This window comes from Roseobacter sp. OBYS 0001 (genome assembly GCF_019654895.1).
In the GTDB taxonomy this organism is placed as follows: domain Bacteria; phylum Pseudomonadota; class Alphaproteobacteria; order Rhodobacterales; family Rhodobacteraceae; genus Roseobacter; species Roseobacter litoralis.
Map to the genome: position 1 here is coordinate 377,777 of NZ_BPES01000004.1, position 25,426 is coordinate 403,202.

The following is a 25,426-nucleotide window of genomic DNA, read 5'->3' on the forward strand; positions in this document are numbered from 1 at the left end:
ATCAACCCTGCTTTTGTTTGTTGTAAACGTCGAAAATGACGGCGGCGAGCAGCACAAGACCCTTGATCATCTGCTGGTAGTCAATCCCGATACCCATGATGGACATGCCGTTGTTCATCACGCCCATGATGAATGCCCCGACCACCGCACCGACGATTTTGCCAACGCCACCGGACATAGATGCACCGCCAATGAAGACAGCCGCAATGACGTCAAGTTCAAGCGCGAACCCTGCTTTTGGCGTGGCGGTGTTCAGGCGCGCGGCAAAAATCAAGCCAGCAAGTGCCGCAAGAAATCCCATGTTGACGAAAGTCAGAAACGTCAGCCGTTCGGTTGCCACACCCGAGAGTTTGGCCGCCTTCACGTTACCTCCCAGCGCATAAATGCGGCGACCCAATGTCGTGCGTTCGGTGATAAAGGCGTAGATCATCGTCAAGATACCCATGGTGACAAGCACGTTTGGCAGGCCACGGAAGGTCGACAGTTTGTACAGCAAGAACAGAATAGCACCGCCCACGATAACGTTGCGGGCAATGAAAAAGGCTTTCGGCTCACCTTCGACGCCGTAGGTTTTATTTTGAGCCCGCGTGCGCATACCCGTCCAGACAATCACGATGACGGCCACAAAACCCACCGCGATTGATAGCCCGTTCACCCGCTTGTCACCGGTCACCGACTTTACCGCATCGCCCAAGGGAGAAAGCAGGTCGGGTACAAAACCAGTTGAGAGAAGCTGAAAGCCGGAAGGGAAGGGGCCAACCGATTGACCTTCCAGCAGCCAAAGCGAGGCTCCACGGAACACCAGCATCCCCGCAAGCGTGACAATAAAGGACGGAATGCTCCAATAGGCGACCCAGTACCCCTGCGCGGCACCGATTAACGTGCCTGCCAGCAGGCAAACCGGGATGGCCACAATGGCAGGCAAATCATAGTTGACCATCATGACAGCGGCCAATGCCCCGACAAAGCCCATCACCGATCCCACAGACAGATCAATATGGCCGCCCACAATCACGATCAACATGCCAAGCGCCATGATGATGATATAACTGTTTTGCAAAAACAGGTTGGTGATGTTGACCGGCTTTAGCAGCGTACCGCCAGTGACAATCTGGAAGAATGCCATGATCGCAATCAATGCGAAAAGAAGGCCGTATTCCCGCAGGTGCGCAACAAGGTATTTGACGATTCCCGTGTCCGGCCCTGATCCGGCGGTCTCGTTTGTGGATGTATCCGCCATTTCGCTCCTCAATCCGTTACAATCAGCGACATAATGCGCTCTTGGCTGGCGTCTTCGGCGGACAGTTCTCCGACGAATGCGCCTTCGTTCATGACGTAAATGCGATCGCACATGCCCAGCAGTTCAGGCATCTCCGAGGAAATCATCACAACACCTTTGCCTTGCTGTGACAGATCGTTGATGATGCCGTAGATCTCGAATTTCGCACCGACGTCTATACCGCGGGTTGGCTCATCAAGAATGAGCACGCGTGGTTCGGAAAATAACCATTTTGAAAGAACAACCTTTTGTTGGTTGCCGCCTGACAGGTTCATAACTTTCTGGAACACACTTGGCGTGCGTATGTTCATCGCGGTGCGATAGGTCTCGGCGACCTGTGTCTCAGCGCGAGCGTTGAGGACGCCGGTATTGGAAACGGCCGGAAGGTTTGACAGTGTGATGTTCTTGCGGATGGTCTCATCCAGAACCAACCCAAGCGCCTTGCGGTCCTCGGTGACGTAGGCCAACCCTTCATGGATAGCGCGTATGACGGTTGACGTGTTGATTTCGATACCGTTCATCCGAACAGTGCCCGTTGCATTGCGCCCGTAGCTTCGCCCAAACAGGCTCATGGCCAATTCTGTGCGACCTGCGCCCATCAATCCCGCAATGCCGACAACTTCCCCGGCACGAACATTGAAAGAGACATCTTTGACGACTTGCCGCTCAGCGTGTTCGGGGTGGGTAACGGACCAGTTCTCGACCTCGAACAGCACATCGCCCGCATTTCGCGCGCGGGTGGGGTACCGGTTTTCCATGCTGCGACCGACCATGTCGCGCACAATTTGATCCTCAGTGATTTTTTCCGCACGTGCATCGCGGGTGCCAACGGTCGCGCCGTCTCGCAACACTGTAATTGTGTCGGCTACGCGACGAACTTCGTTCAGCTTATGGCTGATGATGATGGAGGTGACGCCTTGCTCTTTCAGCTCAAGAATAAGATCGAGCAGGGTCTGACTGTCAGATTCCGAGAGCGCCGCCGTCGGCTCATCAAGGATCAAAAGCCGCACCTCCTTGGATAAGGCTTTTGCGATCTCGACAAGTTGCTGTTTGCCGACACCAATTCGGTCCACCGGCGTTTGTGGCGCATCGCTTAAGCCGACCTTTTTCAGAAGGTCACCTGCACGCCGGTTCGTCTCTTGCCATGATATAATGCCAGAGGTGGCGCGTTCATTGCCAAGGAAAATGTTTTCCGCAATGGACAGCAGGGGGATCAGCGCAAGTTCCTGATGAATGATGATGATCCCGTGGCGTTCGCTGTCACTGATGCCGCCAAAGGTCATGTTTTCGCCGTCATAGACGATTTCGCCCTGATAGTCCCCATGAGGATAAACGCCGGACAGCACCTTCATCAAGGTGGATTTGCCCGCGCCGTTTTCCCCGACGAGCGCATGAATTTCGCCCTCTTTGACAGAAAAAGAGACGTTTTCGAGCGCGCGGACCCCGGGGAAGGTTTTCGTGATTTCACGCATTTCAAGAAGCGTCGTCATATGGTGCAGCCCTCGAAAAAACAGGGCGCGCCTGACGGCGCACCCCGGGGAGTATCATTTGATCTGATCTGCCGTGTAATAGCCCGACCCAATCAGAATTTCTTCCCAGTTGCTTGCATCGACGGAGACCGGCTCAAGCAGATAAGACGGCACAACCAGCACACCGTTATCATAGGTTTCGGTGTCGTTGATTTCTGGCTCGCCACCCTGCAGCAAGGCTTCGACCATGCCGACAGTTACACGGGCCAACTCGCGGGTGTCCTTGAAGACTGTCGAATACTGCTCCCCGGCGAGGATCGATTTGACCGAAGGAACCTCGGCATCCTGACCGGAAACGATCGGCATCTCTGTACCGCCAGAGCCATAGCCGACACCCTTGAGGGACGACAGAATGCCGATGGACAATCCGTCATAGGGTGACAGAACACCATGGACCTGAGCATCCGTGTAGTGGGCCGAAAGCAGGTTATCCATACGCGCCTGCGCCACCGCGCCATCCCACCGCAGCGTGCCGACGGTATCCATGCCCATCTGGCCAGAGCTTACATTGATTTTGCCGCTATCGATCAAGGGCTGCAGCACGCTCATCGCGCCATTGTAAAAGAAATAGGCATTGTTATCGTCGGGCGAGCCGCCGAACAGTTCGACATTCCAAGGTGAAACATCTGGAAAGCGCTGTTCGAGCCCGCCAACAAGAGAGCTTGCCTGCTGAACGCCGACCTTGAAGTTGTCAAACGTCGCGTAGTAATTGACGTCACCGCTGTCGCGTATCAGGCGGTCGTAGGCAATCACCGGAATGTCCAGAGCCGCCGCATTGGCCAGTGCGTTTGATAATGTCGTACCATCAATCGCCGCGATCACCAAGGCGTCCACTTCTTTGGTGATCATGTTCTCGATCTGGGCAAGCTGGTTCGGGATGTCATCTTCTGCATACTGCAGGTCGACTGCGTAGCCTGCGGCTTCAAACTGCTTGACCATGGACTCGCCGTCTGAAATCCACCGCGCGGAAGATTTGGTCGGCATAGCGATACCGACTGTTCCTTTGTCTTGGGCAATAACCGGAGCGGCCAGTAGTCCAAGCGAGATCGCAAGGGCAGAGAGCCCTTTTACATAGGTTTTCATGAATATCCTCCCATTGGTGTCAAGCGTTAACGCCGTTCAAAAGCGGCCTTGAGTTGGCCGAGTGGAGATCACAGTCTAACCAAATTGCATAACAATCAAATTACATCTAAGGTCATTAACATACCAATTTTGATATGCGGTGCTTGTGAAACTTGACGTCCAGAACCTAAACCTGCGGCATCTGCGACTGGTACACGCCATCGCGGACACAGGGCAGCTTTCTGTGGCGGCCAATCAACTGGCAATTTCGCAACCTGCTGCATCGCGCACGCTTGCGGAGATTGAGCGGTTGGTTGGAGAAACGTTGTTTGTTCGCAATCCAAAAGGAATGATCGCTACTGAAATCGGCCGCGTTTTCTGTCGTCATGCCGATGCAATTGTCGGACAGTTGGGCTCGACCGTCTCTGATCTGAACGCTTATCAAGCCGGGCAGGCGGGGACGATCAGGATAGGTGCAGTAACTGGCCCAGCCGTTGGATATGTGGTGCCCACAGTTCAGGCCCTGAAAAAGGAAGCGCCGCTCGCTGAAGTCAGTATTGATGTTGCACCTAGTATGGAGCTTTTGGACGGTCTGCTGCGCGATGCCTATGATATCGTTCTGGCACGCATTCCGTCGCACATAAACTCAAACCGACTGGAAATCAGCCGCGGTCGCGTTGAAGAAGTGCGCGTGTTGGCGCGTGCCGGGCACCCTCTGGAAAACGACGGTGGCCTTGGGTTCAAGGATCTGGTCGATCAAGCTTGGATCATCCAAGGCGCTGGCATGCCAATCCGGGATGCGATTGAACAGGCCTTCGTTAATCGTAACCTATCCGCGCCACTGGACGTAATCGACACTGCATCGCTTGTTTTCACCGTCGGCTATTTGTTGAAAAGCGACACCCTTGCGGCTGTCACAGCGGAAGTGGCAAATCTCTTACTGTCCACACGTCCGGATGGGCTCATAGAAATAAAGTTGAAAGAAGAACTTATACTGTCGCCGTATCACCTGATCCGGCGAAACGGCCATGCAATGTCACCCATTTGCGATCGTTTGCATCGTCTTCTGACAAAGGAACTTGCGATCTGAGGTGCGGATGACGTTTGCCCAAAGTCGTTTTAATGCAGTGGTGAAGGGAGCCAATTATTCTTGTCAGGTGACCTCGCTTGAGTAGGGCGGGGTATGGTTGAGGCTAACCGATCAGGCTTTTTAGTTAAACAAATTGAAACTGAGGGACTTACGTCGACATGCCGTCACGCGCGCGCTGGCGGAGGCTTGTGCCGCCAAATTTTTGATCCGGCTGAAATCCGCACCTTTGGCCTCTGGTTGGTGAAGAGTAATCTGCTGGCAGTTCTTCGTGGGGATAGCGCGAGGATGTTCTGCCATTTTCTTGCTTGGACGCCTTGGTTTGACTGCGCGTCCCAAGGAACACGAAGACACGCCAAGGCCTCTGATGCCAATCTCCCAAATCGGGCGCAGCGCTAGGAGGCGGTTTTTTCGATTTGTGAACAGGGCAAATATTGACCGCCATGGAGTAGGGCCCGAAATCGACATTCGACGCAAGCGAAACCAATTCGACTGGTTGGGTTGCACGCGGACTTTCAAACGCGATGGAAGCCGCGCACCGTCGCTCGCGGTGTCCGGCAGAATGCAGGCAATTGTTCTTTTGACAGACAGCACGCAATCTGCCGTCATCGATTGGGCAATTATTGCGCTGCTTATGATCAGCGTTCTAGTCGCCGCCTGCCTGTATATGTTGCTTGCCGATCAGAAACTGGTGCGCAGCCAAAGAGGAAAAGAAACTATCGATCAATTTTGATGCTTCGGCTGCGTGGGCTTTTGATCGGATCGCGATGTTCACGAACACCGTTGTCGGGGCTGCGGTGTTCAGCGGCGTGCGCCGGCGCAAGAGGATGTCGTTCACGGCTGAAAACATCCAGCCCGGCGCAGACCGGATGACCGAGGAATAAAGGGCCGACTATCAGGCAGCCAAGCCTGGAACCTTCATCACCTGGCACGTCCGCGACGGATAAAAACCGACGAACCTCGCTCTGCTTGATGCCCCCATGGGCGCGTGATCCGCTGGAGCGTTGCAGATAGAACACCGCCGCCCAACCAGCACATTCTTGTGCAATTGGAAATGCGCGGCAATCCATGCTACCAGCATCTCGGGTTTGGCTGTCTTGATGGCGTGCCTGTCCCGGATGTGAACGCCAGAACAGGGGCGCGGTGGGCCGATTTTTTCGATTTGGACGAAATGGGTACTCAACATACCGATAATATTGGAAAAAACCCTGTTCGCCGTGCCTGCCTTTTGAACTGTTTGCGTCGTGCCGGGTATACTGCGCGGCACATCATGCAGGGGGCGCGGCTCGCCGTCTGGTACGGGCGTGCGCCGGTCTGCGTCCCTCTTACGAGGGGCACCATGGCAGGCCGTGCAAGTTTGGTTTTGGATAGCTCCACCGCATGCACGGTTCGGGGCATTACGGTCGGCCTTGGGTGGGGCTTGGCCTAGGGCGAAAGAGCAACCCTGCCGCCCCAGCAAGATTGAGCCATATTGTCATTGAACAGGCACTGCCCGCAGCCCCGTCTGTGCGCTTTCGGGTGTGCTTTTGTCTGGGTTTGGTGGCGCCCATCTGCGCAGGCGGAGCGCGTTGGCAAGCACGAAAACCGAACTGAGAGCCATTGCTCCCGCTGCGAACATAGGAGACAGCAGGATGCCGAATGCCGGGTACAGCGCGCCCGCAGCGACTGGCAACAACGCGGTGTTATAGGCAAAGGCCCAGAACAGGTTTTGCCGGATGTTGCGGATCGTGGCCGCCGATAATGCAATGGCCTTGACCACGCCGCCAAGCGCGCCTGACATCAGCACCACATCCGCCGCTTCGATGGCGACATCGGTGCCGGTGCCGATCGCCAGCCCCACGTCGGCCTCCGCCAGTGCGGGCGCGTCATTGATGCCGTCGCCGACAAAGGCCAAACGCCCGTGGCGCGATTTCAGGGCACGTATGGCCGCAACCTTGCCTTCGGGCAGCACGTCGGCGACGACCTCGTCAATGCCGAGCCGCCGTGCGATGGCGTCGGCTGTGCGCTGATTGTCACCGGTGATCATGGCGACTTTCAGCCCCAGCGCATGGAGCGCGGCGATGGCTGCCGGGGTGGTGTCCTTGATCGGATCAGAGACGGCGATGATGGCCGCGAGACGGCCGTCGATGGCGGCGTAGAATGGCGACTTTCCATCCGCCGCCAGCCGCTCCGCCGTTTCAGCAAACTGCGCCACGCAATGGCCAAGCTGCGCCATATAGCGCGCAGCACCGATCTCGACTGTCGTGCCACCTGCGCGGGCGCTGACGCCCATGCCGGTGAGGCTTTGGAACCCGGACACCTCAGGCAGTTCGCAGCCCTCGCTGTCAGCTGCCGCGACAATGGCGCGTGCGATGGGATGTTCGGATTTCGCCTCCACAGCGGCAATCCGCGCCAGCACCTGCCTGCGCTCAAAGCCTTCTGCCACATGCAGGTCCGTCATCCGGGGGGCGCCTTCGGTCAATGTGCCGGTCTTGTCAAAGCCGACAACCTGCACATCCGACAGCGCCTGCAAGGCTTCGCCCTTGCGAAACAGAACGCCCATCTCCGCCCCGCGCCCCGTGCCAACCATGATCGAGGTCGGCGTCGCCAACCCCATGGCGCAGGGACAGGCGATGATCAGAACCGCCACCGCGTTGATCAAGCCAAAGCTCAGCGCAGGTTCAGGGCCAAAGAGCAGCCAGACACCAAAAGTCAGGACCGCGAGGGCAATCACAGCCGGGACGAAATACATCGTCACCTTGTCCACCAGCGCTTGTATCGGCAGTTTGCCGCCCTGTGCGTCTTCGACCATGCGAATGATCTGGGCAAGCATCGTGTCGCGGCCCACAGCTGTCGCCCGGAACACGAAATGCCCGGTTTGGTTGATCGTGCCGCCGACAACATGTGCGCCCGCCGCTTTGGCGACGGGCACGGGTTCGCCGGTGATCATGCTTTCATCGACATAGCTGCTGCCCTCCAGCACCGCGCCGTCCACAGGCAGTCGCGCCCCCGGCTGCACCTCGATAACATCGCCGATGACGACCTGCGCGACGTCTATATCCAGCGTTTCGGTGCCGCGGCGGACGCGCGCCGTTTTTGGGGCGAGCCGTACCAGCCGCTGGATGGCCTGCGACGTGCGTCCCTTGGCCCGCGCCTCCATCCATCGCCCCACGAGGATCAGCGTTACGATCACCGCAGCCGCTTCGAAATAGACGTGCACCGTGCCAGCCGGCAAAAGACCCGGCGCAAAGGTGGCGATTACGGAAAACAGGTAGGCCGCAGCCGTGCCCACTGCCACAAGGCTGTTCATGTCCGGTGCCCCTTTGATCAGCGCGGGCAGGCCGTGAATGTAAAACCCGCGCCCCGGACCCAAAAGCACGGCGGTGGTCAGCGCGAACTGGATCAGCCAACTGGCCTGCATGCCGATGCTGGTCATGATCAGATGGTGCATGCCGGGCACCAGATGGCTGCCCATTTCCAGCACAAAGACCGGCACTGTGAGCAGAGCGGCCAGAGCCACGCGCCCTCTCAGGCTGCGGGCTTCTTCATCTCGCTTGGCGACCTGATCGACGGGTGGCGTTTCGCGGCTCAGCGCGTGGGCGGTCTTGCCGGTGCGCGCGACCGCTTCGATGAGAGCTTGCACAGGTGCCGCCCCGGTAACAACCGCGCGTTCTGTCGCCAGGTTCACATGCGCCGCCATGACGCCCGGCACCGCCAGAAGTGCGTGCTCAACACCGCCCACACAGCTTGCGCATTTCATACCGTCAACGCTAAGCGTCAGGGCGCGGCTGGGCACCTGATAGCCCAAGTTCTCGATGGCTTTTACCAGCGCACTTGGATCCACCGCATCATCAAACCGCACGTCCGCGCGCTCAGCGGCCAGGTTCACGCTGGCTGCCGACACACCGGGAACCGCCTTAAGCGCGCGCTCAACGCGACCCACGCATGAGGCGCAGCTCATGCCTTGGATGGGCAGTGTCAGCGACTGCGCAGCTCCGGGCTCGGCCTTCACTGTGGGTCTCCTTCTTTTCATTGAATATTCTGCTCGACCCATAGATAGGGCTTCCAGTTGCTGGAGGGTCAAGGGCAAATATGCTATTGACTCTCCAGTAGCTGGAAGCCGTACACCAATGCTCAGGAGGTGCCTTGCACATGAATATCGGAGACGTGTCGCGCGTCAGTGGATTGCCGACAAAGACGATCAGATACTACGAAGACATCGGCCTTGTGAACCCTGCGCGCGGGGCCAACGGTTATCGCGATTTCAGCGAGCAGGACGGGCACAAGCTGGCCTTTCTCGGGCGGTCCCGCTCGCTCGGTTTCTCAATCGAGGAATGCCGAACCCTTCTGTCGCTTTATGAAGACCGCGATCGCGCCAGCGCCGACGTAAAGGATGTTGCTGCCCGGCATCTGGAGCGCATTGCGCAAAAGATCGAAGAACTCGAGGCGATGAAATCCACGCTGGAAACGCTTGTCACGCGCTGTCACGGTGATGACCGCCCCGACTGTCCGATCCTGAACGATCTCGCTGGTGGTGAAGTGGTGACTGCATGATGGTCGCATCCGACATATGTCCTGTCACCGCTTCCTTTGCTCCCCCGTCGGTGTGCTGTGATAGGGCTGTGACCTTGGACAGCACCGGGGCCCACTCGACGCCGGAGGGGGAAGCAACGCGCGGCACTAGCCAAGCGATGCATGCGTGCCGTGAGCAGCCGGTGCAGCATTGGATCTGTCAAGGGAGAGAGCCATGAAATCACCTCTGCGCCTTGCCATCGCAGTACCGTTTTTAAGCGGTGCGGCCTTGGAACATGCCCAGAAGTCAGGGACCACTCCTGCGGACGGGGCGCAGATGGCCCGATGCGCATCACCATGGTGCGGTGCTGGTGCACGCGTCTTTGCGCCCGTTGAGTGATGGCGGGCGCAAAACAGTGACGCTCACCACCGTGACGTCACCGCCGCGCAAAGGCCCCGGCGCATCGACACCACCTATTTCGCCACCCCTCGGGGCGGCACGTCACACATCAGGAGACGCGTCATGACAGGGTTCACCCGCAGGCAGTTTCATCAATCGGTTCTAAGTGCCGCAGCGGCAGCAGCACTGCCGCGCGTCGCAGGGGCTGAGACTGCGCCCTTGCTCCGTGCGCGGACAGGCAGCGCGCGGCTTGCGCCTGCTGAATATCCGGAAACGCGGATATGGGGTTATGACGGCACCGTGCCGGGGCCGATCCTGCGTGCCCAACAGGGACAGCGCATCAGCAGGGTGTTTCAAAACGACCTCCCTCAAGCGTCATCCGTGCACTGGCACGGCATCCGGATCGACAACGCCATGGATGGGGTGCCGGGCATGACGCAAGCGGCGGTGGAACCGGGCGCGACGTTTCTGTATGATTTCGTGCTGCCGGACGCGGGCACCTATTGGTATCACCCGCATAACCGCACCTATGAGCAGATGGCCCGTGGCCTTTATGGCGCGCTGATCGTGGATGAGGCGACAGGCGCGCCCGAGGTCGATCTGGACGAGGTGCTGCTGCTGGATGATTGGCGTCTGAGTGATGACGCCCAGATCGCCGAAGGGTTCGGTAACATGCGTGACTGGTCCCATGCGGGCCGGATCGGCAACTGGATCACGGTGAACGGCGATGGCGGCTGGTCGCGCGCGGTGCCGTGTCTTGCCCGGATGCGGCTGCGCCTTGTCAACACGGCCAATGCGCGGATATTCACGCTGGCGGCGCGCGGTCTTGAGGGCTGGGTGGTCGCACTGGACGGGATGCCGCTTGAGCCTCCGCAGCCGCTGGCTGAACTCACCCTTGCCCCGGCACAGCGCGCCGATATCATCGTCGATGTGGTGGCTGGTGAGGGGGAAGAAGCCTTTCTCGTCAGCTTTGAGCGCGATGGCGGCTATGCCATCGCGGCTTTTCGGGTCACCCATGCTGCGCGGGAAACCCGCATGACCGCCCCTGATGCCTTACCCCCAAACCCGGTGCCTGCACTCGGCCCGCTGGAGAGCGCGCGGCGCGCTGATTTGCTGATGGAGGGCGGGGCCATGGGCGGCATGGCGGGCGCGATGATGGGCGGTCAAATGATGGAGATGCGCGAGATGATCGCTGCCGGAAAGGTCTGGGCGTTTAACGGCATGGCCGATATGGGTGACACCCCCCTGATCGAGGCAAACCGTGGTGAGACGGTGCGGATTGCGATGACCAACGACACCCGCTGGCAGCATGGGATTCATCTGCACGGGCATCATTTCAGGCAGATTGGCCGCGATGGCGCTTTGGGTCCGCTTCGGGATACGTTGCTGATGAACCGGGGCGAGACGGCGGAAATCGCGTTTGTCGCGGACAATCCAGGCGATTGGCTGCTGCATTGCCATATGCTGGAGCATTCCGCGGGCGGGATGATGACCTGGCTGCATGTCCTGTGACGCGCCATCTGACAAACTTACCTATCAGGAGATATAAAATGAACCGCAGACGCTTTATCTTTTCCAGTCTCGCCTCCGGCCTTGGGGCCGGGATGCTCGCCTCTCCGGCACGTGCGATGTCGGCCCGGATTGAGGTTTTCAAATCACCGACCTGTGGATGTTGCACCGCCTGGGTCGAGCATATGACCCAAGCAGGGTTTGAGGTTGAGACCCGTGATGTCGATCAGGAAACGCTCTGGTCGATGAAGGCCCGCGCAGGTGTCACACCGGAGCTGAGTTCCTGCCACACGGCCTTTATCGCGGGCTATTTCATCGAGGGCCATGTGCCGGGCACAGATGTCCAGCGGCTGTTGTCACAGCGCCCCGATGCGCTTGGACTGACGGTGCCCGGCATGCCGCTTGGCTCACCGGGGATGGAGATGGGCAACCAGCGCGACGCCTATGACACGCTGCTGGTGCTGCCCAACGGTATGACCGAGGTCTTTGCGCGACACGGCTGAGGGGTGAAACATATCCGCAGCACACGGCCCCAGTGCAGGTCGGATCAACGCAACGGACGGACAAAGGTCATCCGAATGCTGTTGTTTGAGTGACATCGCCACGCGCGACTTGGCCGAGAGGTGCACCCCGTAGGTGTATCTCCACAGAAAGCTCAGCCCTCAAGGGTGACAGCTTGCCCGGTTGACGCAGAGCGCTGCGCGGCCATCCCCATGCGCACAGCCCACAGGCCATCGCTAAAGGACACCTCCGTTTTTGTGTTGCTGCCCTGCACAAGCGCCATGAACTTTTGATGCTGAAAATAGGTGGCCCCATTGTGATCCCCCGCGTTGAGCAGCACCGGATCGACAGGTATTTCATGCACTTCGATCTGTTTTGACAGGCGGGGGCTGATTTCGATCAGGGGGACGGGCGGGGCGCCCAGATCACCGGGCCAGAAACGCGTCGGCCCGGGTACGAAAGCTTCGATTTTCCCGTCCGGCCCGACGGCTGAAATGGTTTCCTGATATCTCGCGCCATCCGCAAACATACAGAGTTCCAGCATCGCCCGTGCGCCGCCATCGAAGTCGACAATGACATATCCATTGTCAATAATGTCGGGGGTTTTGCCGTCATAGCGCTCGTCCAGATGGTTTACGGATTGCGCGGCACTTGCCATGACGCGCACGGGATTGCGCCGCAAGACCAACCGCATCAGATCAAAGAAATGGCAGCATTTTTCCACGAATGTGCCGCCCGTGTTGGCATTGAACCGGTTCCAATCGCCCACCTTTTCCAGAAAGGGAAACCGGTGTTCGCGCAGGCTCAGCATCTTTATGCCACCGGTCACGGTCTCAGCACGCTCCAGCAAGGCAGCGATCGGCGGCATGTAGCGATACTCCATCGCGACCCAGATCGGGGCTGGGTAACGTTCTGCCGTTTGCGTCAGCCGCGCGATATGGGCGGGGTCAGTCAGCAGGGGTTTTTCAACAAGAAGGGGCAGGGGGCGCATGGCGGCGATTTCGACGATTTGATCGGCGTGGCAGTAATTGGGGCTGGCAATAACGAGGCAATCAATATCGGCTGACCCCAGCATGGCGTTGACGGACGGAAAAAAGGCAGCTTTTGGTGCGATGTCTTTGGCCGTTTGGCGCATTGCTGCATCTGGTTCAAAAATCGCGCTGACACATGCGCCGTCTAACAGGGCGATATTTCGCAGGTGTTCCTGTCCCATCATGCCGCAGCCAATGATGCCGTATCTTACCAATTGGGTCATCGGGCATTTCCTTATTTCAAGCGCTGCACATATACAGCGCGGTCCGGGTCAAACCATGTGCGCGAGAATTCGACCGGTTTGTGTTCATCCGACCAGCCATAACGCTCGATATATCCGCAGGCATGATCCATGCGGGCAAAATCGCAAGGTGTCCAATTCGGAAAACTGCCAATTGATACCCGGTCTTCGGCGCGGGTTATCCATAGATTGAGCTGTTTCAAATAGGTTTGATACAGGGAATCAGAAACTGCATTCGCGTTCAATGTACCAACCGCCGCATCCAGCCAGATCTCTTCGACGGCGATTGCGATGTCGTTCAGGTAGCGCAGACGTCTGATGCGCGTGGCCTTTTCCGAACGCCCAAACCGGGACAGAGTGGTGGGTTTTTCCATGACCGCAATTGATAGGACGCGCGCAGTTGGCAGCCCGCCGCCGGCCGGCAGTTCCAGACGAAACATGGCATATACACCGCATGGATTGTGGCCTTTGCGGATGTAGTTGCCAGACCCCTGAACGCGTTCCAACAATCCTTTGTCATGCAGTTCCGCGAGCGCCTTGCGCAGCGTGCCGATGGAGACGCCATAGCTGCGCGCCATTTCGCGTTCGGGGGGCAGGCGTTCTGCGTCCAGCAAACGACCAGCATCAATCTCGCGAATAATGAGTTCGCTAAGCTGGATGTATTTGGGCAAAGCGCCGCGCGTATCGCTTGGGTTTTTCAAACGGACCACTGGGGTGAGTTAAAATTGATATATGATTGATCTACATATTTTGCAGTGCTATTCAAGGAAAATACGACACGCTTCAGAGAGTGCAAAGATGACCGTTGTACCGATTACATCCGCCGACCTGATGGCTGCAGAAGTGTCGTGGTTCTCCGCACTTTGCTCGGATGATTATCAATTTCTGGGTGTGCCGGACGGTGATTTGCGCTCCAGCTGGGCGCATTGTTCGGACATCGTCAAGACGGCAGAGGCGCAGGGGTTTCGCAACATACTTTGCCCCTCCTCCTATCAGGTCGGTCAGGACACGCTGAGCTTTGTGGCCGGATGCGCGCCGATCACCCAAAACATCAATCTGCTGGCGGCGGTGCGCTGTGGCGAGATGCAGCCGATCATGCTCGCGCGCACCCTCGCCACGCTTGATCACATGCTGGAGGGCCGCTTGACGGTCAATATCATCTCATCTGACTTTCCGGGCCAGAAAGAACCCAGCTCCTATCGCTATCAGAGGTCGCGTGAGGTCGTGCAGATCCTCAAACAGGCCTGGACCCGCGATCAGATTGACCATGCCGGTGAAGTCTACAATTTTTCAGGCCTGACCACCGATCCGGTCAAACCCTATCAGACGGGCGGGCCGCTCTTGTATTTCGGGGGCTATTCCCCGGATGCGCTGGATTTATGCGCTGAATATTGCGACGTCTACCTGATGTGGCCGGAGCCGAAAGATGCTCTGGCAGACAGAATGCGGGCGGTGCATGATCGCGCGGCCGCGCGGGGCAGGACGCTGGATTACGGGTTGCGGGTACATGTGATCGTGCGCGACACGCAAGCCGAAGCGCAGGAATATGCCGAATACATCGTGTCAAAGCTTGACGATGAACAGGGGCGCAAAATACGCGAACGGGCTTTGGATGCAGCGTCACTGGGCGTCGCGCATCAATCAAAGAACCGCGATATCGCAGACGATTACGGCTATATCGAGCCGCATCTGTGGACTGGGATCGGGCGCGCGCGGTCCGGATGTGGCGCCGCTTTGGTTGGTTCGGCCGATCAGGTGCTCAGCGAGATTGAAACCTACCGCAAAATGGGCATGCGGGCATTCATCTTTTCGGGTTATCCGCATATTGATGAGGCGGAACACTTTGGCCGGCTCGTGCTGCCTGAGCTGGAAACATGTTCGTTGCCGCATGCCTATGGTCGGGTGCCTGACACATGCCCCGCAACGCCGCTTGGAACAGGAGAACGCCGCTGATGGAACGGGTAAATCTGTCCGCTGATGTCGACGTCAGCCGGATCATTTATGGCATGTGGCGTCTGGCCGATGACAGCGATACATCACCGGCGCATGTGCGGGCCAAGATCGACGCTTGTCTTGCGCAGGGCATTACCACTCTGGATCAGGCCGATATCTATGGCGGATATGCAGCGGAGGCGGTTCTTGGGGCCGCATTTCAGCAAAGCCCAGGTTTGCGCGACACGCTGGAGGTTGTAACCAAATGCGATATCGTCGCGCCGGTGGGCAAATACGCTGACGCCCGGGTCAAGTATTACGATACATCCGCGGCCCATATCACGGCATCGGTGGAGGCATCGCTGTCCAACATGCGCATTGAACAGATCGATGTTTTGCTGATCCACCGCCCGGACCCGATGATGGATGCGCGCGAAACGGGCGGGGCCCTTGATGCGTTGATTGACAGTGGCAAGATCAAAGCGGCGGGCGTGTCGAATTTCAAACCCTGGGATTGGGATTTGCTGCAGGCGCATATGAAACATCCCCTTGTGACCAATCAACTCGAACTCAGCCTTGCGGCGCGCGACAGTTTCACCAACGGGGATCTGGCGCATGCGCAACAACATGCCGTACGTCCGATGGCATGGTCGCCCTTGGGCGGTGGCAGCCTGATGACACAGCAGACCAAACCAGCGATCACGCTGGATAAAGTCGCACAGGCGCAAGGCGTTGATCGCGCAGCGGTCGCAATTGCATGGCTGCTGGCGCATCCATCGGGGATTTTGCCGGTGATGGGCACCAACACACTGTCGCGCATTGCGACCTTCAGTGATGCAACGAAGGTTGAGATGGATCGCCAGACGTGGTTTGAGCTTTTTGAAGCCGCGAACGGGCATGAGGTGCCTTGATGCCGGATGGAACCAGTCAAGGAACGGCAATGCTGCACTTCGACCCTACAGACGACAATCACCGCATGTTCCGTGACGCGCTGGGGCGCTTTTCGTCAGGTGTGACAATCGTGACGGCCAATACACCGGAGGGCCCGGTGGGCATGACGGCCAATTCCTTTACCAGCGTCTCAATGGAACCGCCGCTGGTGTTGTGGTGCCCGGCGAAATCATCCAGCCGCTATGCGCTGTTTGTTGATGCCACTGATTTTGCCATTCATGTGCTTGAGGCAGAGCAAAAAGAACTGGCGCTTGCGTTTGCGCGCTCGGGCACGGCGTTTGATTCCGTTGATACTGCCCGCAGCGACCGGGGTGTCCCGGTTTTTGATAGCTGTCTGGCGCGGTTTGAATGCGAAACTTATGGTTTCCACGATGCAGGCGATCATTCGATCATGGTGGGTTTGGTACGCCACGCGGCCTTCAGGCAGGGCGCGCCACTGATATTTTCGCAAGGCACGTTCGGACAATTTGACAAAGAGGTTGAAAAAGCCAACGTATAAAAACTGCGGGGACACCCGCGCGCGACCGGCAGAATGTCGGTTGCAGGGAGGAGGCCCATTCATGGGGGCACTGCTGCTGGTGCTTGCACCGCTTCGGATGATCAACGAAAGCGTGTTGGCCATTGGCCGTGCGATCGGAATTTTCGCCGTCGCAGCGATGGTCATCGCGATTCTGGTGCAGGTGTTTTTTCGGTATGTTCTCAACAGCGCCCTGCCATGGCCAGACGAGGCGGCGCGTTTTTGCATGTTATGGATGACGGGTCTTATGGCGCCCACCGCATTCCGCCGGGGTGGGTTTGTGGCGATTGACACGCTGGTGATCCTTTTGCCCAAACTGTTGGGCAGCCTTCTGGCGCTCTTCCTGCTCTTTGTCAGCCTTGCCGTGCTTGTCGTGGCCGTGCAGATCGGGTGGTCCGAGGTTACGGGTTTTGCAGGACGGTTCGCAACTGCGTCCCTTTATGTTCCAACTGATTTGAGCTTGGAAAGCTGGTTCCGGGTGCCGCGCAGTTGGATGATGGCCTCTTTGGTGGTCGGACTGATCATGCTGATATCTGTCAACGTGGAACTGATCCTGCGGGCAATTGTCAAAATGCTGGGCGGGGCTGACAGTTTGCCGACAATCCCGCTCGATGAAAAAATAGGGGCGGAATAGATGCTGGTCTGGTTTCTGCCACTCTTCTTACTGTTTCTGCTCATCGGGTTGCCGGTCTTTTTTGGCCTGCTCGCAGCACCGGGTCTGTTGCTTTACCTGAATGGGCAGGAAAAGGACATCACACTGCTTTATCGCAATGTTTATAACGGGATGGACAGCTTTCCGCTGATGGCGATCCCCTTCTTCATGCTGGCCGGAGAGTTGATGAACCGGGGCGGGATCACCATGCGTCTGGTTGAATTCAGTCAGGCCATGATGGGGCATTTTCGCGGCGGGTTGGCGCATGTGAATATCCTGTCCTCCATGCTGTTCGCCGGGCTTTCGGGGTCAGCTGTGGCCGATACATCCGCACTGGGATCGATGTTGATCCCCGCGATGGAAAAACAGGGCTATAGCCGCAAATTCGCCGCCGCGATCACAGCGGCAAGTTCCGTGATCGGGCCGATCATCCCACCATCGGGCATCATGATCATCTATGCCTATGTGATGGGCGAAAGTGTCGCCGCCCTGTTTCTGGCGGGCATTGTTCCGGGGGTGATGGTGGGCCTTGGGCTGATGTTCATGGTCAAGATCATGGCCGACAAATATGATTTTCCTGTCGCCACCAAAAAGCACACATGGGGCGAACGCGGGCAGGCCAGCCTCAAGGCGTTTTTCCCCTTGCTGACCCCGGTGATCATTCTGGGCGGTATTCTGGCAGGCGTCTTTACCCCGACCGAAGCGGCGGCGGTGGCCGTGGCCTATGCGCTTTTCATCGGCCTGTTCGTGATGCGCAGCCTCAAGCTGAGCGAGTTGCCGGATGTGTTGGGCCGCGCGGGGCTCACATCGGCGGTTGTGCTGTTGCTGGTGGGTGCGGCGATGGCGTTCAAAACCGTTGTCAGCCTCAGTCACGCGCCCGAAGCCATGGCCGAATTTGTATTGGCCCTGACGTCCAACCCGCTCATCCTGCTGTTTTTGATCAACCTTTTGCTTTTTGCGGTTGGGATGTTCTTGGATGCGGGGCCTGCGATTATCATCCTTGGGCCAATTCTGGGGCCGATTTTTGTCAGCCTTGGCGTGGACCCGATCCATTTTGCCATCATCATGAGCGTGAACCTGACCGTCGGGCTGGCCACGCCGCCGATGGGGCTGGTGCTCTTTGTCGCCTCCTCGGTTTCGGGCGAGCGGGTCGAGGCGATTTCAAAGGCGATCCTGCCGTTTCTGGCGGTCGAAATCGTGGTGATTTTCCTGATCACCTACATACCGGCAATTTCCATGACCATCCCGCGACTGACGGGCTTTGCCAACTGACACATCATCCAACTGGGAGGAATAAATGATAAAACAAACCCTGAAATGCGCACTCCTTGCGGCTTTGCTCGCTGGTACGACAATTGCGGCACAGGCGCAGGAATATACGATCCGCGCCACCGCCAATTCCAACGAAAACGATGAAGACTACGACGGTCTCGTCGTGTTCAAAAACTATGTGGAATCCGCGTCAAACGGCGCCATCGCGGTTGAACTTTTCATCGGCACGCAGCTCTGCAGCAATGGGGCTGAATGTCTGCAAGGCGTGGCGGATGGCACGATTGACGTTTATGTCTCCACATCCGGCGGCGCGTCGGGCATCTTCCCTTACGTGCAAGTGCTTGATCTGCCCTATCTGATGGCGGACGACCGCATTGCCGAACATGTGCTGTCGGGTGATTTTACCCGTACTATGCGGGCGATGGCGCTGGAGGATTCAGGCGACATGATCCGCCTGATGACGATTGGAAATACCGGTGGGTGGCGCAACTTTGCCAACACCAAACGCCGCATCGCTGAGCCCTCTGATATGGAAGGTTTGAAAATCCGTACGGTTGTCGCGGATTTGCCGCAGGAGTTGGTCAAAGCGCTGGGTGCGGCCCCGACACCGATCCCATGGCCTGAGCTTTTCACGTCCTTTCAGACCGGCGTGGTTGAGGGGTCCAAGAACGGCATCACGGATATCATGGGCATGAAATTTCCGGACGCCGGGCTAAAATATGTCACGCTGGATGGGCATGCCTACATGGGCGCGCTGTGGTGGATGAACAACGCGAAATTCACCGGCATGCCAGAGGATATGCGCCGGGTGGTCGTGGATGGGTTTTATGCGCTGCAGCAGGCGACTTTTGCCTCGCCCAAGCGCAAATCCATCGCGGCCTATGAGGAATTCGTGGCCGATGGCGGTGATCTTTACGTGCCCACGCCTGAGCAGAAAGCGGCCTTCAAAGAGGGAGCCGCCCCTGTGTTCGACTGGTTCAAAGCCAATGTGGGGCGCGGGGATGAAATATTCGACGCGCTGACAGAGGCTGTGGCGCAGGCCGAAGCCGAAGTGGGTGCCGCGCGTGCTGCCGATCTGAATTGACCACAACGGGGCGGCCTCCGGGTCGCCCCGATCATCTGAACGGATACATCCACACCTTATAGTCAGCGACGAGAACATGGGCCTTGTTGATTTCTTCCGCCGTCATTTTCTTGGCAACCTCTTCAAGGCTGATTGCCGCGTCAGGGTCCCCGCCAATCGCGGAAAGCGTGTACCACATATAGGCGCGCATAAGGTCCGGTGCGGGCAGGCCGCGGCCCACTTCGTAATACCAGCCGACACCCGATTGCGCACCGGGATGGCCCTTCATGGCCGCGCGCAAATACCATTCAAACGCGCGCTGGTCATCGCGGGGCCGTCCCAGACCCATGGCATAGATGACACCGATCAGTTCCTCCGCTTCGGCATTGCCCGAACGCGCAGCGGGCCAAAGCGCCGCATAGGCCTCGTCAAATCGACCCGCATCCATCAGATCGCGCGCCGCTTCCAATTCCGCCGCGACCGGCGTGGCCAAAAGAGCGAGGGCAAAAGCTATTGTGCGCATGGGGTCGTTTTGTCCTGTTTTGCATCACTTGCCGCAGCCGCAGATTTACCACCGCCGCTGACGGACGAGGATTTCATCGAATTTGACGTAGCACAAGCCGCGCTTGGGCAAGCGCTGTTTTATGATCCGATCCTGTCGGGCAATCGCAATATCACCTGTGCTCATTGCCATCATCCGGAATTTGGCACGGGCGACGGGCTGTCCCTGGGGATCGGTGAGGGCGGGCAGGGGGTGGGGCCTGATCGCACGCCCGGTGCGGGCGCGGATCGGGTTGCCAAACGCATCCCACGCAATGCGCCGGGCCTGTGGAATCTGGGTGCGCGTGATCTGCACACGATGTTCCATGACGGGCGGCTGAGCCTGTCAGATATCTACGGCAACGGGTTCAATTCACCCGCGCAGGAGTGGTTGCCCGAAGGGTTGAATTCGCTGCTGGCCGCCCAGGCGCTGTTCCCCCTCGTGGCCCAGTTCGAAATGGCGGGTAATCCGGGCGAGAATGACGTAATCGGCGCTGTGCATGACCGCATTGATGCGGCATGGCCGATCCTTGCAAAACGGGTGCGCACGGATGCTGACTATGGGCCGGCCTTCGTGGCGGCCTTTGACGAGATCGACACGGCGCAGCAGGTCAGCATCGTGCACATCGCAAATGCGCTGGCGGCCTTCATGGCGCTGGAATGGCGCAGCACCGACAGCCCCTTTGACGCCTATCTTGCCGGGGATGAGGCGGCGTTGAACCGTGGTGAACGGGCGGGGATGGCGTTGTTCTACGGCAAAGCCGCTTGCGCTGACTGCCACGCGGGATCGCTGATGAGTGATCAGAAGTTTCATGCCTTGGGCCTGCCGGTATTCGGGCCGGGGCGCACGCGCGCATTCGATCCTTACGCCCGCGATGTGGGGCGCATGGCCGAAAGCAACCGGCTGCGCGATGCCTATGCTTTTCGCACGCCGATGCTGCGCAATGTGGCTTTGACCGCCCCTTATGGGCACAACGGTGCCTATCCGACGCTTGAAGGGATTATTCGCCATCATTTGGACCCGGCGGGGGCAAGGGCTGCATGGCAGCGTGACATGGCGCAGCTTCCCGATATTGCGTGGCTGGCGGCAACGGATTTCATTCTGGGCGCTGACGCATTGGAAATGGCCCGACAGGAACGGGCAATAGCGGTGACACCCATGCACCTGACGGATACTGAAATCGCGCAGTTGGTCGCCTTCATGCATGCGCTGACCGGGGCAAGCGTCAATACGCCGGCGTTTGGCATACCGCCGGATTTCGTGCCTTAGAGCGTCTGACGAAATACCTGAAACATCGGGTATCACGTAACGCGTTGAAATCTTTGATTTCAGGCAGCGTTACGTGATTCAGGTTTTTCGCATGACGCTTTAACGCGCCAACGCACGGGCAATTGCGTGATAGGATGCCTTGGGCGTGCGCTGCAGCGTGTCAAAATCCACATGCACCAGACCAAAGCGTTTTTCATAGCCCAGCGACCATTCGTAATTGTCCATCAGGGACCAGAACGTATAGCCCGCCAAGGGCACGCCCACCGCGATGGCGCGTTGGGAGGCTGCAAGATGTGCATCCAGATAGTCCATGCGCGCGTCATCGGGGGTGGTGGTGTCATCGGCATTGGCCATGCCGTTTTCCGTTACGTAAAGCGGCAGTGCGCCGGTGTAGTTTTGTTGTAACCACGTCAGGATATGCTCAAGGCCTTCAGGTTTAATCTCCCAACCCATCTGGGTTTTCGGCAGCGGCCCTTCGACCTCGCGCAGCGATGGCCATGGGCCGCTGTCCGCCGCAATCCGTTTGCAGGTGTAATAGTTGACACCGAACCAGTCGAGTTTCTGCCCGATCAGGTCAAAATCATCTTCCCAGCCTTTGGGCATATGGGGCCCGAGCCCTTCGAGCACCTCATCTGGATAGGCCCCCTGAAACAGCCCGCCCACGAAAAAGCGGTTGTAAATCGCCTCATAGCGGCGCGCGGCCTCCGACGCCTCGGGCGTGTCAGTTGCGGCTTGTACATATTCAAAATTGCACACGGCGCCGAGGTTGTTCATGCCAATGGCGCGCATGGCCTGAATGCAACGCCCATGCGCGGTCAACACGTGATGCATGGCATGGGCGGTGGCGCGAATATCGCGCAGACCCGGGGCTTGCAGGCCCATGAAATGGGACAGCCATGCAACGCACCATGGCTCGTTTATCGGGGCGGCACTAAAGACGCGATCGCCGATGCGTTCCATCACAATGGTGGCAAAATCGGCAAGCCAATGGGCAATATCAGGGTTGCGCCATCCCCCCAGATCCGCCAATGCAGCGGGCAGTTCCCAGTGGTAAAGCGTCGCCATAGGTTTCAGATCACGCGCCAGCATGCCGTCAACAAGGCGGTCGTAGAAATCCAGCCCCTTCTGATTCACCGTGCCACGCCCCTCAGGCAGGACACGCGCCCAGCTTGTGGAAAAGCGATAGGCATCAAGGCCCATCGCCTGCATCAGATCGAGGTCCTCCTCCCAGCGGTTGTAGTGATCGCAAGCGATCTGCCCATGTTCTGCCCGCACCACATTGCCCGGCGTTGCGGCGAATGTGTCCCAATGCGTCGGGCCAGCGCCCCCGAACCCATGTCCTTCGATCTGATAGCTGGATGTCGCAGCGGCAAACAGAAAATCTTGCGGAAAGGTGGAGCGCGAAAAATCCATGATAAGACAGGCCTTTATGCGTGAGGTCCGGGTCCGGTAGAGGCCCCTTGGACAAATTCGGCTTCCCATAGCTCAGATGATGGCGGCGCACCGGGCGTCTTGATCCGCTCAAGAAGCAATGTCGCACAGCGCGCGCCGGCCGCGTGCACAGAAGACCGCATCGCCGTGAACTGCGGCGTGCGACCAGCATTGGGCAGATAGGAAATATCGTCATCAAAACAGATCACCGACACATCTTTTCCGATTGTCAGCCCGTGCTCTTCGATGGCGCGTTTCACGCCCAATGCGATGACGATAGAGGAGGCAACAAAAGCCGTGGGTGGGTTCTGGTATGCCAAAACCTCACATGCCGCTGTATATCCATTGGGCTCTGACATATCGCCTGAACGCGTCAGCGCAGGGTCCGCTGGGATGCCCGCATCTGCCAGTGCCGCCTCATAGCCCGCCCGCCTGCGCAGGGCAAAGTCCATTTGCTCGCGCCCGTTGATCAGGCCGATACGGCGGTGGCCCAGGTCAATCAGGCTCTGCGTCGCCGCTTTGATGGCGCGATGGTTGTTGACGTCCAGCCAGGCATAGGGGGTCTCAATCCCGGACGCGCGCCCGTGTACAACAAAGGGGATATTCAACTTGAGCAGACGCGCAATGCGGGGATCGTCACAGGTCGGACCCTGCACGATCACACCATCCACCGCGCCTCTTTCAGCAAAGGCGCTATAGGCGTCCAGTTCATCGTCATCCCGAACAATCGACAGGGTCATGGTGTACCCATGCTCGGCATAGACCAGTCCCGCACCGGCCATGAAATCCGAAAACACCATATTGACCAATTCGCTTTGCTTGGACAGCGGGATCACATGGCCCACCGATTTGGATTTTCCGGTGGCAAGCGTCTGGGCGCGCACATTGGGGCGGTATTGGTACTTTTCCGCAGCTTCGGTGACACGCTTGCGGGTCGCCTCATTAACTTCGGGGTATCCGTTCAGAGCGCGGCTGACCGTTGTTTGTGACAGTTTCAGTTGTTTTGACAATTCTCTTAGGTTCAAAGTCCCGGCCTGTTGATAGCATAACGTGATGGTATGTTCGATGCGCACATGCATCGAGTCACCGAACAACATGCCATTAGCCGGGCCATTCTCAAAGCGCTTTGAGAAATTTGTGACAAATCGATAACGCGAGTTGACAGAATTGCACGCATAGGTCACGTTTTAACCATCCAAAGCGCTTTGAGACGATTCTTGCAGCGCCGACAGAGCAACAATCGAGACCGGTGAAGACACCGGCTCAACGGGAGGACATCACAATGGCACGGTTTTACGCCGGCGCGGCGGCGCTGGCTTTATTCGCAGGTGCGGCATACGCTCAGGGGCAACAGCCTTTTGCCGTCGGTGAGGGCGATTTCAACTGGGACAGCTACGAAGCTTTCGCAGAGAAATACGACCTGAGCGGTCAGACGGTCGAGATCACCGGTGCCTGGACCGGCAATGAAAAGGAAAAGGTCGACGTCGTCTTTTCCTATTTCGAAAGCGCCACAGGGGCGACAGTCACCTATTCCGGCTCAGACAGCTTTGAACAGGACATCGTAATTTCCACCCGTTCCGGTTCTGCGCCGAACCTTGCTGCGTTCCCGCAACCGGGCCTCGCTGCCGATCTGGCAAGCCAGGGCCTTTTAACGCCGCTGCCAGAGGGATCAGCGGATTGGGTTGCTGAGAACTTCGCCGCCGGTCAGTCGTGGGTTGATCTGGGCACCTACGCCAATGATCAGGGTGTTGAGGACATCTATGGCCTGTTCTACCGCGTCGATGTGAAATCGCTGGTCTGGTACTCCCCGATTGCTTTTGACGAGTCCGGGTACGACATTCCTGAAACGATGGAAGAACTCAAGGACCTCACCGACATGATCGTCGAGGATGGCGGCACACCATGGTGCATCGGTCTGGGTTCAGGTGCTGCGACGGGCTGGCCTGCCACGGATTGGGTCGAAGAGATGATGCTGCGCACACAGTCCCCCGAGGATTACGATGCATGGGTGTCAAATGAGATGAAGTTTGACGATCCCAAGGTCATCGCAGCCATGGAGGAATTCGGCTATTTCGCGTTGAATGATGACTATGTGGATGGCGGCAGCGAAGCGGTGGCGAACACGGATTTCCGAGATAGCCCGACCGGTCTCTTCTCGATCCCGCCGAAATGTTACATGCACCGTCAGGCGTCTTTCATCCCGGCGTTTTTCCCGGAAGGGACCGAGGCGGGCGAAGATGTCGATTTCTTCTACTTCCCGGCCTATGAGAGCAAAGACCTTGGCAAGCCGGTTCTGGGGGCAGGGGCGCTCTTTGCGATCACCAACCCCTCAGAGGCGACAAACGCGATGATCGAGTTCCTGAAAACGCCGATCAGCCATGAGCTTTGGATGGCGCAGGGCGGATTCCTTACGCCGCACAAGGGCGTGAACCCCGCAACCTATATCGATGACAGCCTGCGGGCGCAGGGTGAAATCCTGCTGGGCGCGACCACCTTCCGGTTCGACGCATCCGACCTGATGCCGGGCGAAATCGGTGCGGGCGCTTTCTGGACGGGCATGGTGGATTACACCACCGGCACGCCGGCCGCAGAAGTCGCCAAGGGCATTCAGGACCGCTGGGACGCGATCCAGTAGTCACCGCCCAGATCACTCTGTCCGGCAGGAAT

Annotated in this window: 23 protein-coding genes; 14 read left to right on the forward strand and 9 right to left on the reverse strand. The window is 58.2% G+C overall.

The features are described 5' to 3' along the window. Position 1: 1 nt before the first annotated feature. The 3 genes from mmsB to chvE are packed head-to-tail and all read right to left on the reverse strand — an operon-like array spanning position 2 to position 3,891. Positions 2-1,240, reverse strand: a complete 1,239-nt coding sequence (gene mmsB, locus K5Q35_RS11690; RefSeq protein ID WP_220799680.1) for a multiple monosaccharide ABC transporter permease — start codon at positions 1,238-1,240, stop codon at positions 2-4. 8 nt (positions 1,241-1,248) lie between these two features. Beyond that, positions 1,249-2,769, reverse strand: a complete 1,521-nt coding sequence (gene mmsA, locus K5Q35_RS11695) for a multiple monosaccharide ABC transporter ATP-binding protein (RefSeq protein ID WP_220799681.1) — start codon at positions 2,767-2,769, stop codon at positions 1,249-1,251. Positions 2,770-2,823: 54 nt separating this feature from the next. Next, positions 2,824-3,891, reverse strand: coding sequence for a multiple monosaccharide ABC transporter substrate-binding protein (gene chvE / locus K5Q35_RS11700; RefSeq protein WP_013962094.1), 1,068 nt, complete (start codon positions 3,889-3,891; stop codon positions 2,824-2,826). A gap of 145 nt (positions 3,892-4,036) precedes the next feature. Between chvE and K5Q35_RS11705 the strand changes: the two genes are divergently transcribed. Beyond that, positions 4,037-4,960: a LysR family transcriptional regulator gene (locus K5Q35_RS11705; protein ID WP_220799682.1), complete on the forward strand. Its 924-nt coding sequence runs from the start codon at positions 4,037-4,039 to the stop codon at positions 4,958-4,960. Between the two features lie 559 nt (positions 4,961-5,519). Continuing rightward, positions 5,520-5,690, forward strand: a complete 171-nt coding sequence (locus K5Q35_RS11710) for a hypothetical protein (RefSeq protein WP_220799683.1) — start codon at positions 5,520-5,522, stop codon at positions 5,688-5,690. 741 nt (positions 5,691-6,431) lie between these two features. Here K5Q35_RS11710 and K5Q35_RS11715 read toward each other — a convergent pair. Continuing rightward, positions 6,432-8,969, reverse strand: a complete 2,538-nt coding sequence (locus K5Q35_RS11715) for a heavy metal translocating P-type ATPase (RefSeq protein WP_374758611.1) — start codon at positions 8,967-8,969, stop codon at positions 6,432-6,434. A gap of 119 nt (positions 8,970-9,088) precedes the next feature. On the opposite strand from K5Q35_RS11715, the gene cueR reads away from it, so the two are divergent. The 4 genes from cueR to K5Q35_RS11735 all read left to right on the forward strand — a co-directional run bounded on the left by cueR (position 9,089) and on the right by K5Q35_RS11735 (position 11,860). After that, a complete protein-coding gene (gene cueR, locus K5Q35_RS11720) occupies positions 9,089-9,490 on the forward strand; it encodes a Cu(I)-responsive transcriptional regulator (RefSeq protein WP_013962089.1) in 402 nt (133 codons plus the stop codon). Between the two features lie 193 nt (positions 9,491-9,683). Next, the gene (locus tag K5Q35_RS11725) at positions 9,684-9,848 is read left to right on the forward strand and encodes a hypothetical protein (protein WP_158308153.1); all 165 of its coding nucleotides are present in this window, start codon (positions 9,684-9,686) and stop codon (positions 9,846-9,848) included. Between the two features lie 123 nt (positions 9,849-9,971). After that, positions 9,972-11,360, forward strand: coding sequence for a multicopper oxidase family protein (locus tag K5Q35_RS11730; RefSeq protein ID WP_220799685.1), 1,389 nt, complete (start codon positions 9,972-9,974; stop codon positions 11,358-11,360). 38 nt (positions 11,361-11,398) lie between these two features. Beyond that, a complete protein-coding gene (locus K5Q35_RS11735) occupies positions 11,399-11,860 on the forward strand; it encodes a DUF411 domain-containing protein (RefSeq protein WP_220799686.1) in 462 nt (153 codons plus the stop codon). Positions 11,861-12,012: 152 nt separating this feature from the next. Here K5Q35_RS11735 and K5Q35_RS11740 read toward each other — a convergent pair whose 3' ends face one another. Both K5Q35_RS11740 and K5Q35_RS11745 read right to left on the reverse strand, forming a co-directional pair. Further along, a complete protein-coding gene (locus tag K5Q35_RS11740) occupies positions 12,013-13,113 on the reverse strand; it encodes a Gfo/Idh/MocA family protein (protein WP_220799687.1) in 1,101 nt (366 codons plus the stop codon). Between the two features lie 11 nt (positions 13,114-13,124). After that, the gene (locus K5Q35_RS11745; protein ID WP_374758612.1) at positions 13,125-13,832 is read right to left on the reverse strand and encodes a GntR family transcriptional regulator; all 708 of its coding nucleotides are present in this window, start codon (positions 13,830-13,832) and stop codon (positions 13,125-13,127) included. 97 nt (positions 13,833-13,929) lie between these two features. Between K5Q35_RS11745 and K5Q35_RS11750 the strand changes: the two genes are divergently transcribed. The 6 genes from K5Q35_RS11750 to dctP all read left to right on the forward strand — a co-directional run bounded on the left by K5Q35_RS11750 (position 13,930) and on the right by dctP (position 19,539). Next, entirely contained in the window at positions 13,930-15,084 is a 1,155-nt protein-coding gene (locus K5Q35_RS11750) for an LLM class flavin-dependent oxidoreductase (RefSeq protein WP_220799689.1), read from the forward strand. Continuing rightward, on the forward strand, positions 15,084-15,974 hold the full coding sequence (locus K5Q35_RS11755) for an aldo/keto reductase family oxidoreductase (RefSeq protein WP_220799690.1): 891 nt from the start codon (positions 15,084-15,086) through the stop codon (positions 15,972-15,974). The genes K5Q35_RS11750 and K5Q35_RS11755 overlap by 1 nt, the downstream gene beginning before the upstream one ends. A 29-nt stretch (positions 15,975-16,003) precedes the next feature. Next, positions 16,004-16,513, forward strand: a complete 510-nt coding sequence (locus K5Q35_RS11760; protein WP_220799691.1) for a flavin reductase family protein — start codon at positions 16,004-16,006, stop codon at positions 16,511-16,513. Between the two features lie 61 nt (positions 16,514-16,574). After that, the gene (locus K5Q35_RS11765) at positions 16,575-17,165 is read left to right on the forward strand and encodes a TRAP transporter small permease (protein ID WP_220799692.1); all 591 of its coding nucleotides are present in this window, start codon (positions 16,575-16,577) and stop codon (positions 17,163-17,165) included. Continuing rightward, a complete protein-coding gene (locus tag K5Q35_RS11770; RefSeq protein WP_013962080.1) occupies positions 17,166-18,455 on the forward strand; it encodes a TRAP transporter large permease in 1,290 nt (429 codons plus the stop codon). Positions 18,456-18,480: 25 nt separating this feature from the next. Continuing rightward, the gene (gene dctP / locus K5Q35_RS11775) at positions 18,481-19,539 is read left to right on the forward strand and encodes a TRAP transporter substrate-binding protein DctP (RefSeq protein WP_220799693.1); all 1,059 of its coding nucleotides are present in this window, start codon (positions 18,481-18,483) and stop codon (positions 19,537-19,539) included. A gap of 31 nt (positions 19,540-19,570) precedes the next feature. Here the strand turns inward: dctP and K5Q35_RS11780 are convergent, their stop codons facing one another. Beyond that, the gene (locus K5Q35_RS11780) at positions 19,571-20,041 is read right to left on the reverse strand and encodes a tetratricopeptide repeat protein (RefSeq protein WP_011568513.1); all 471 of its coding nucleotides are present in this window, start codon (positions 20,039-20,041) and stop codon (positions 19,571-19,573) included. A gap of 9 nt (positions 20,042-20,050) precedes the next feature. On the opposite strand from K5Q35_RS11780, the gene K5Q35_RS11785 reads away from it, so the two are divergent. After that, positions 20,051-21,328: a cytochrome-c peroxidase gene (locus K5Q35_RS11785; protein ID WP_220799694.1), complete on the forward strand. Its 1,278-nt coding sequence runs from the start codon at positions 20,051-20,053 to the stop codon at positions 21,326-21,328. Between the two features lie 99 nt (positions 21,329-21,427). Here K5Q35_RS11785 and K5Q35_RS11790 read toward each other — a convergent pair whose 3' ends face one another. Together K5Q35_RS11790 and K5Q35_RS11795 are read right to left on the reverse strand one after the other, a co-directional pair. Further along, entirely contained in the window at positions 21,428-22,741 is a 1,314-nt protein-coding gene (locus K5Q35_RS11790; protein WP_220799695.1) for a GH1 family beta-glucosidase, read from the reverse strand. A gap of 14 nt (positions 22,742-22,755) precedes the next feature. Then, positions 22,756-23,784, reverse strand: a complete 1,029-nt coding sequence (locus K5Q35_RS11795; protein ID WP_374758613.1) for a LacI family DNA-binding transcriptional regulator — start codon at positions 23,782-23,784, stop codon at positions 22,756-22,758. Between the two features lie 257 nt (positions 23,785-24,041). Here K5Q35_RS11795 and K5Q35_RS11800 point away from each other — a divergent pair, with 257 nt between their 5' ends. After that, the gene (locus K5Q35_RS11800) at positions 24,042-25,394 is read left to right on the forward strand and encodes an ABC transporter substrate-binding protein (RefSeq protein ID WP_220799696.1); all 1,353 of its coding nucleotides are present in this window, start codon (positions 24,042-24,044) and stop codon (positions 25,392-25,394) included. The last annotated feature ends 32 nt before the right edge of the window (positions 25,395-25,426 follow it).

Bases quoted from the DNA above. Each gene is read 5' to 3' on its own strand.
- chvE (WP_013962094.1), bottom strand. From the start codon at position 3,891: ATGAAAACCTATGTAAAAGGGCTCTCTGCCCTTGCGATCTCGCTTGGA.
- K5Q35_RS11765 (WP_220799692.1), top strand. From the start codon at position 16,575: ATGGGGGCACTGCTGCTGGTGCTTGCACCGCTTCGGATGATCAACGAA.
- K5Q35_RS11715 (WP_374758611.1), bottom strand. From the start codon at position 8,969: ATGAAAAGAAGGAGACCCACAGTGAAGGCCGAGCCCGGAGCTGCGCAG.
- K5Q35_RS11760 (WP_220799691.1), top strand. From the start codon at position 16,004: ATGCTGCACTTCGACCCTACAGACGACAATCACCGCATGTTCCGTGAC.
- K5Q35_RS11790 (WP_220799695.1), bottom strand. From the start codon at position 22,741: ATGGATTTTTCGCGCTCCACCTTTCCGCAAGATTTTCTGTTTGCCGCT.
- K5Q35_RS11740 (WP_220799687.1), bottom strand. From the start codon at position 13,113: ATGACCCAATTGGTAAGATACGGCATCATTGGCTGCGGCATGATGGGA.
- K5Q35_RS11750 (WP_220799689.1), top strand. From the start codon at position 13,930: ATGACCGTTGTACCGATTACATCCGCCGACCTGATGGCTGCAGAAGTG.
- K5Q35_RS11730 (WP_220799685.1), top strand. From the start codon at position 9,972: ATGACAGGGTTCACCCGCAGGCAGTTTCATCAATCGGTTCTAAGTGCC.
- K5Q35_RS11770 (WP_013962080.1), top strand. From the start codon at position 17,166: ATGCTGGTCTGGTTTCTGCCACTCTTCTTACTGTTTCTGCTCATCGGG.
- mmsB (WP_220799680.1), bottom strand. From the start codon at position 1,240: ATGGCGGATACATCCACAAACGAGACCGCCGGATCAGGGCCGGACACG.
- cueR (WP_013962089.1), top strand. From the start codon at position 9,089: ATGAATATCGGAGACGTGTCGCGCGTCAGTGGATTGCCGACAAAGACG.
- mmsA (WP_220799681.1), bottom strand. From the start codon at position 2,769: ATGACGACGCTTCTTGAAATGCGTGAAATCACGAAAACCTTCCCCGGG.
- K5Q35_RS11725 (WP_158308153.1), top strand. From the start codon at position 9,684: ATGAAATCACCTCTGCGCCTTGCCATCGCAGTACCGTTTTTAAGCGGT.
- K5Q35_RS11780 (WP_011568513.1), bottom strand. From the start codon at position 20,041: ATGCGCACAATAGCTTTTGCCCTCGCTCTTTTGGCCACGCCGGTCGCG.
- dctP (WP_220799693.1), top strand. From the start codon at position 18,481: ATGATAAAACAAACCCTGAAATGCGCACTCCTTGCGGCTTTGCTCGCT.
- K5Q35_RS11800 (WP_220799696.1), top strand. From the start codon at position 24,042: ATGGCACGGTTTTACGCCGGCGCGGCGGCGCTGGCTTTATTCGCAGGT.
- K5Q35_RS11755 (WP_220799690.1), top strand. From the start codon at position 15,084: ATGGAACGGGTAAATCTGTCCGCTGATGTCGACGTCAGCCGGATCATT.
- K5Q35_RS11735 (WP_220799686.1), top strand. From the start codon at position 11,399: ATGAACCGCAGACGCTTTATCTTTTCCAGTCTCGCCTCCGGCCTTGGG.
- K5Q35_RS11710 (WP_220799683.1), top strand. From the start codon at position 5,520: ATGCAGGCAATTGTTCTTTTGACAGACAGCACGCAATCTGCCGTCATC.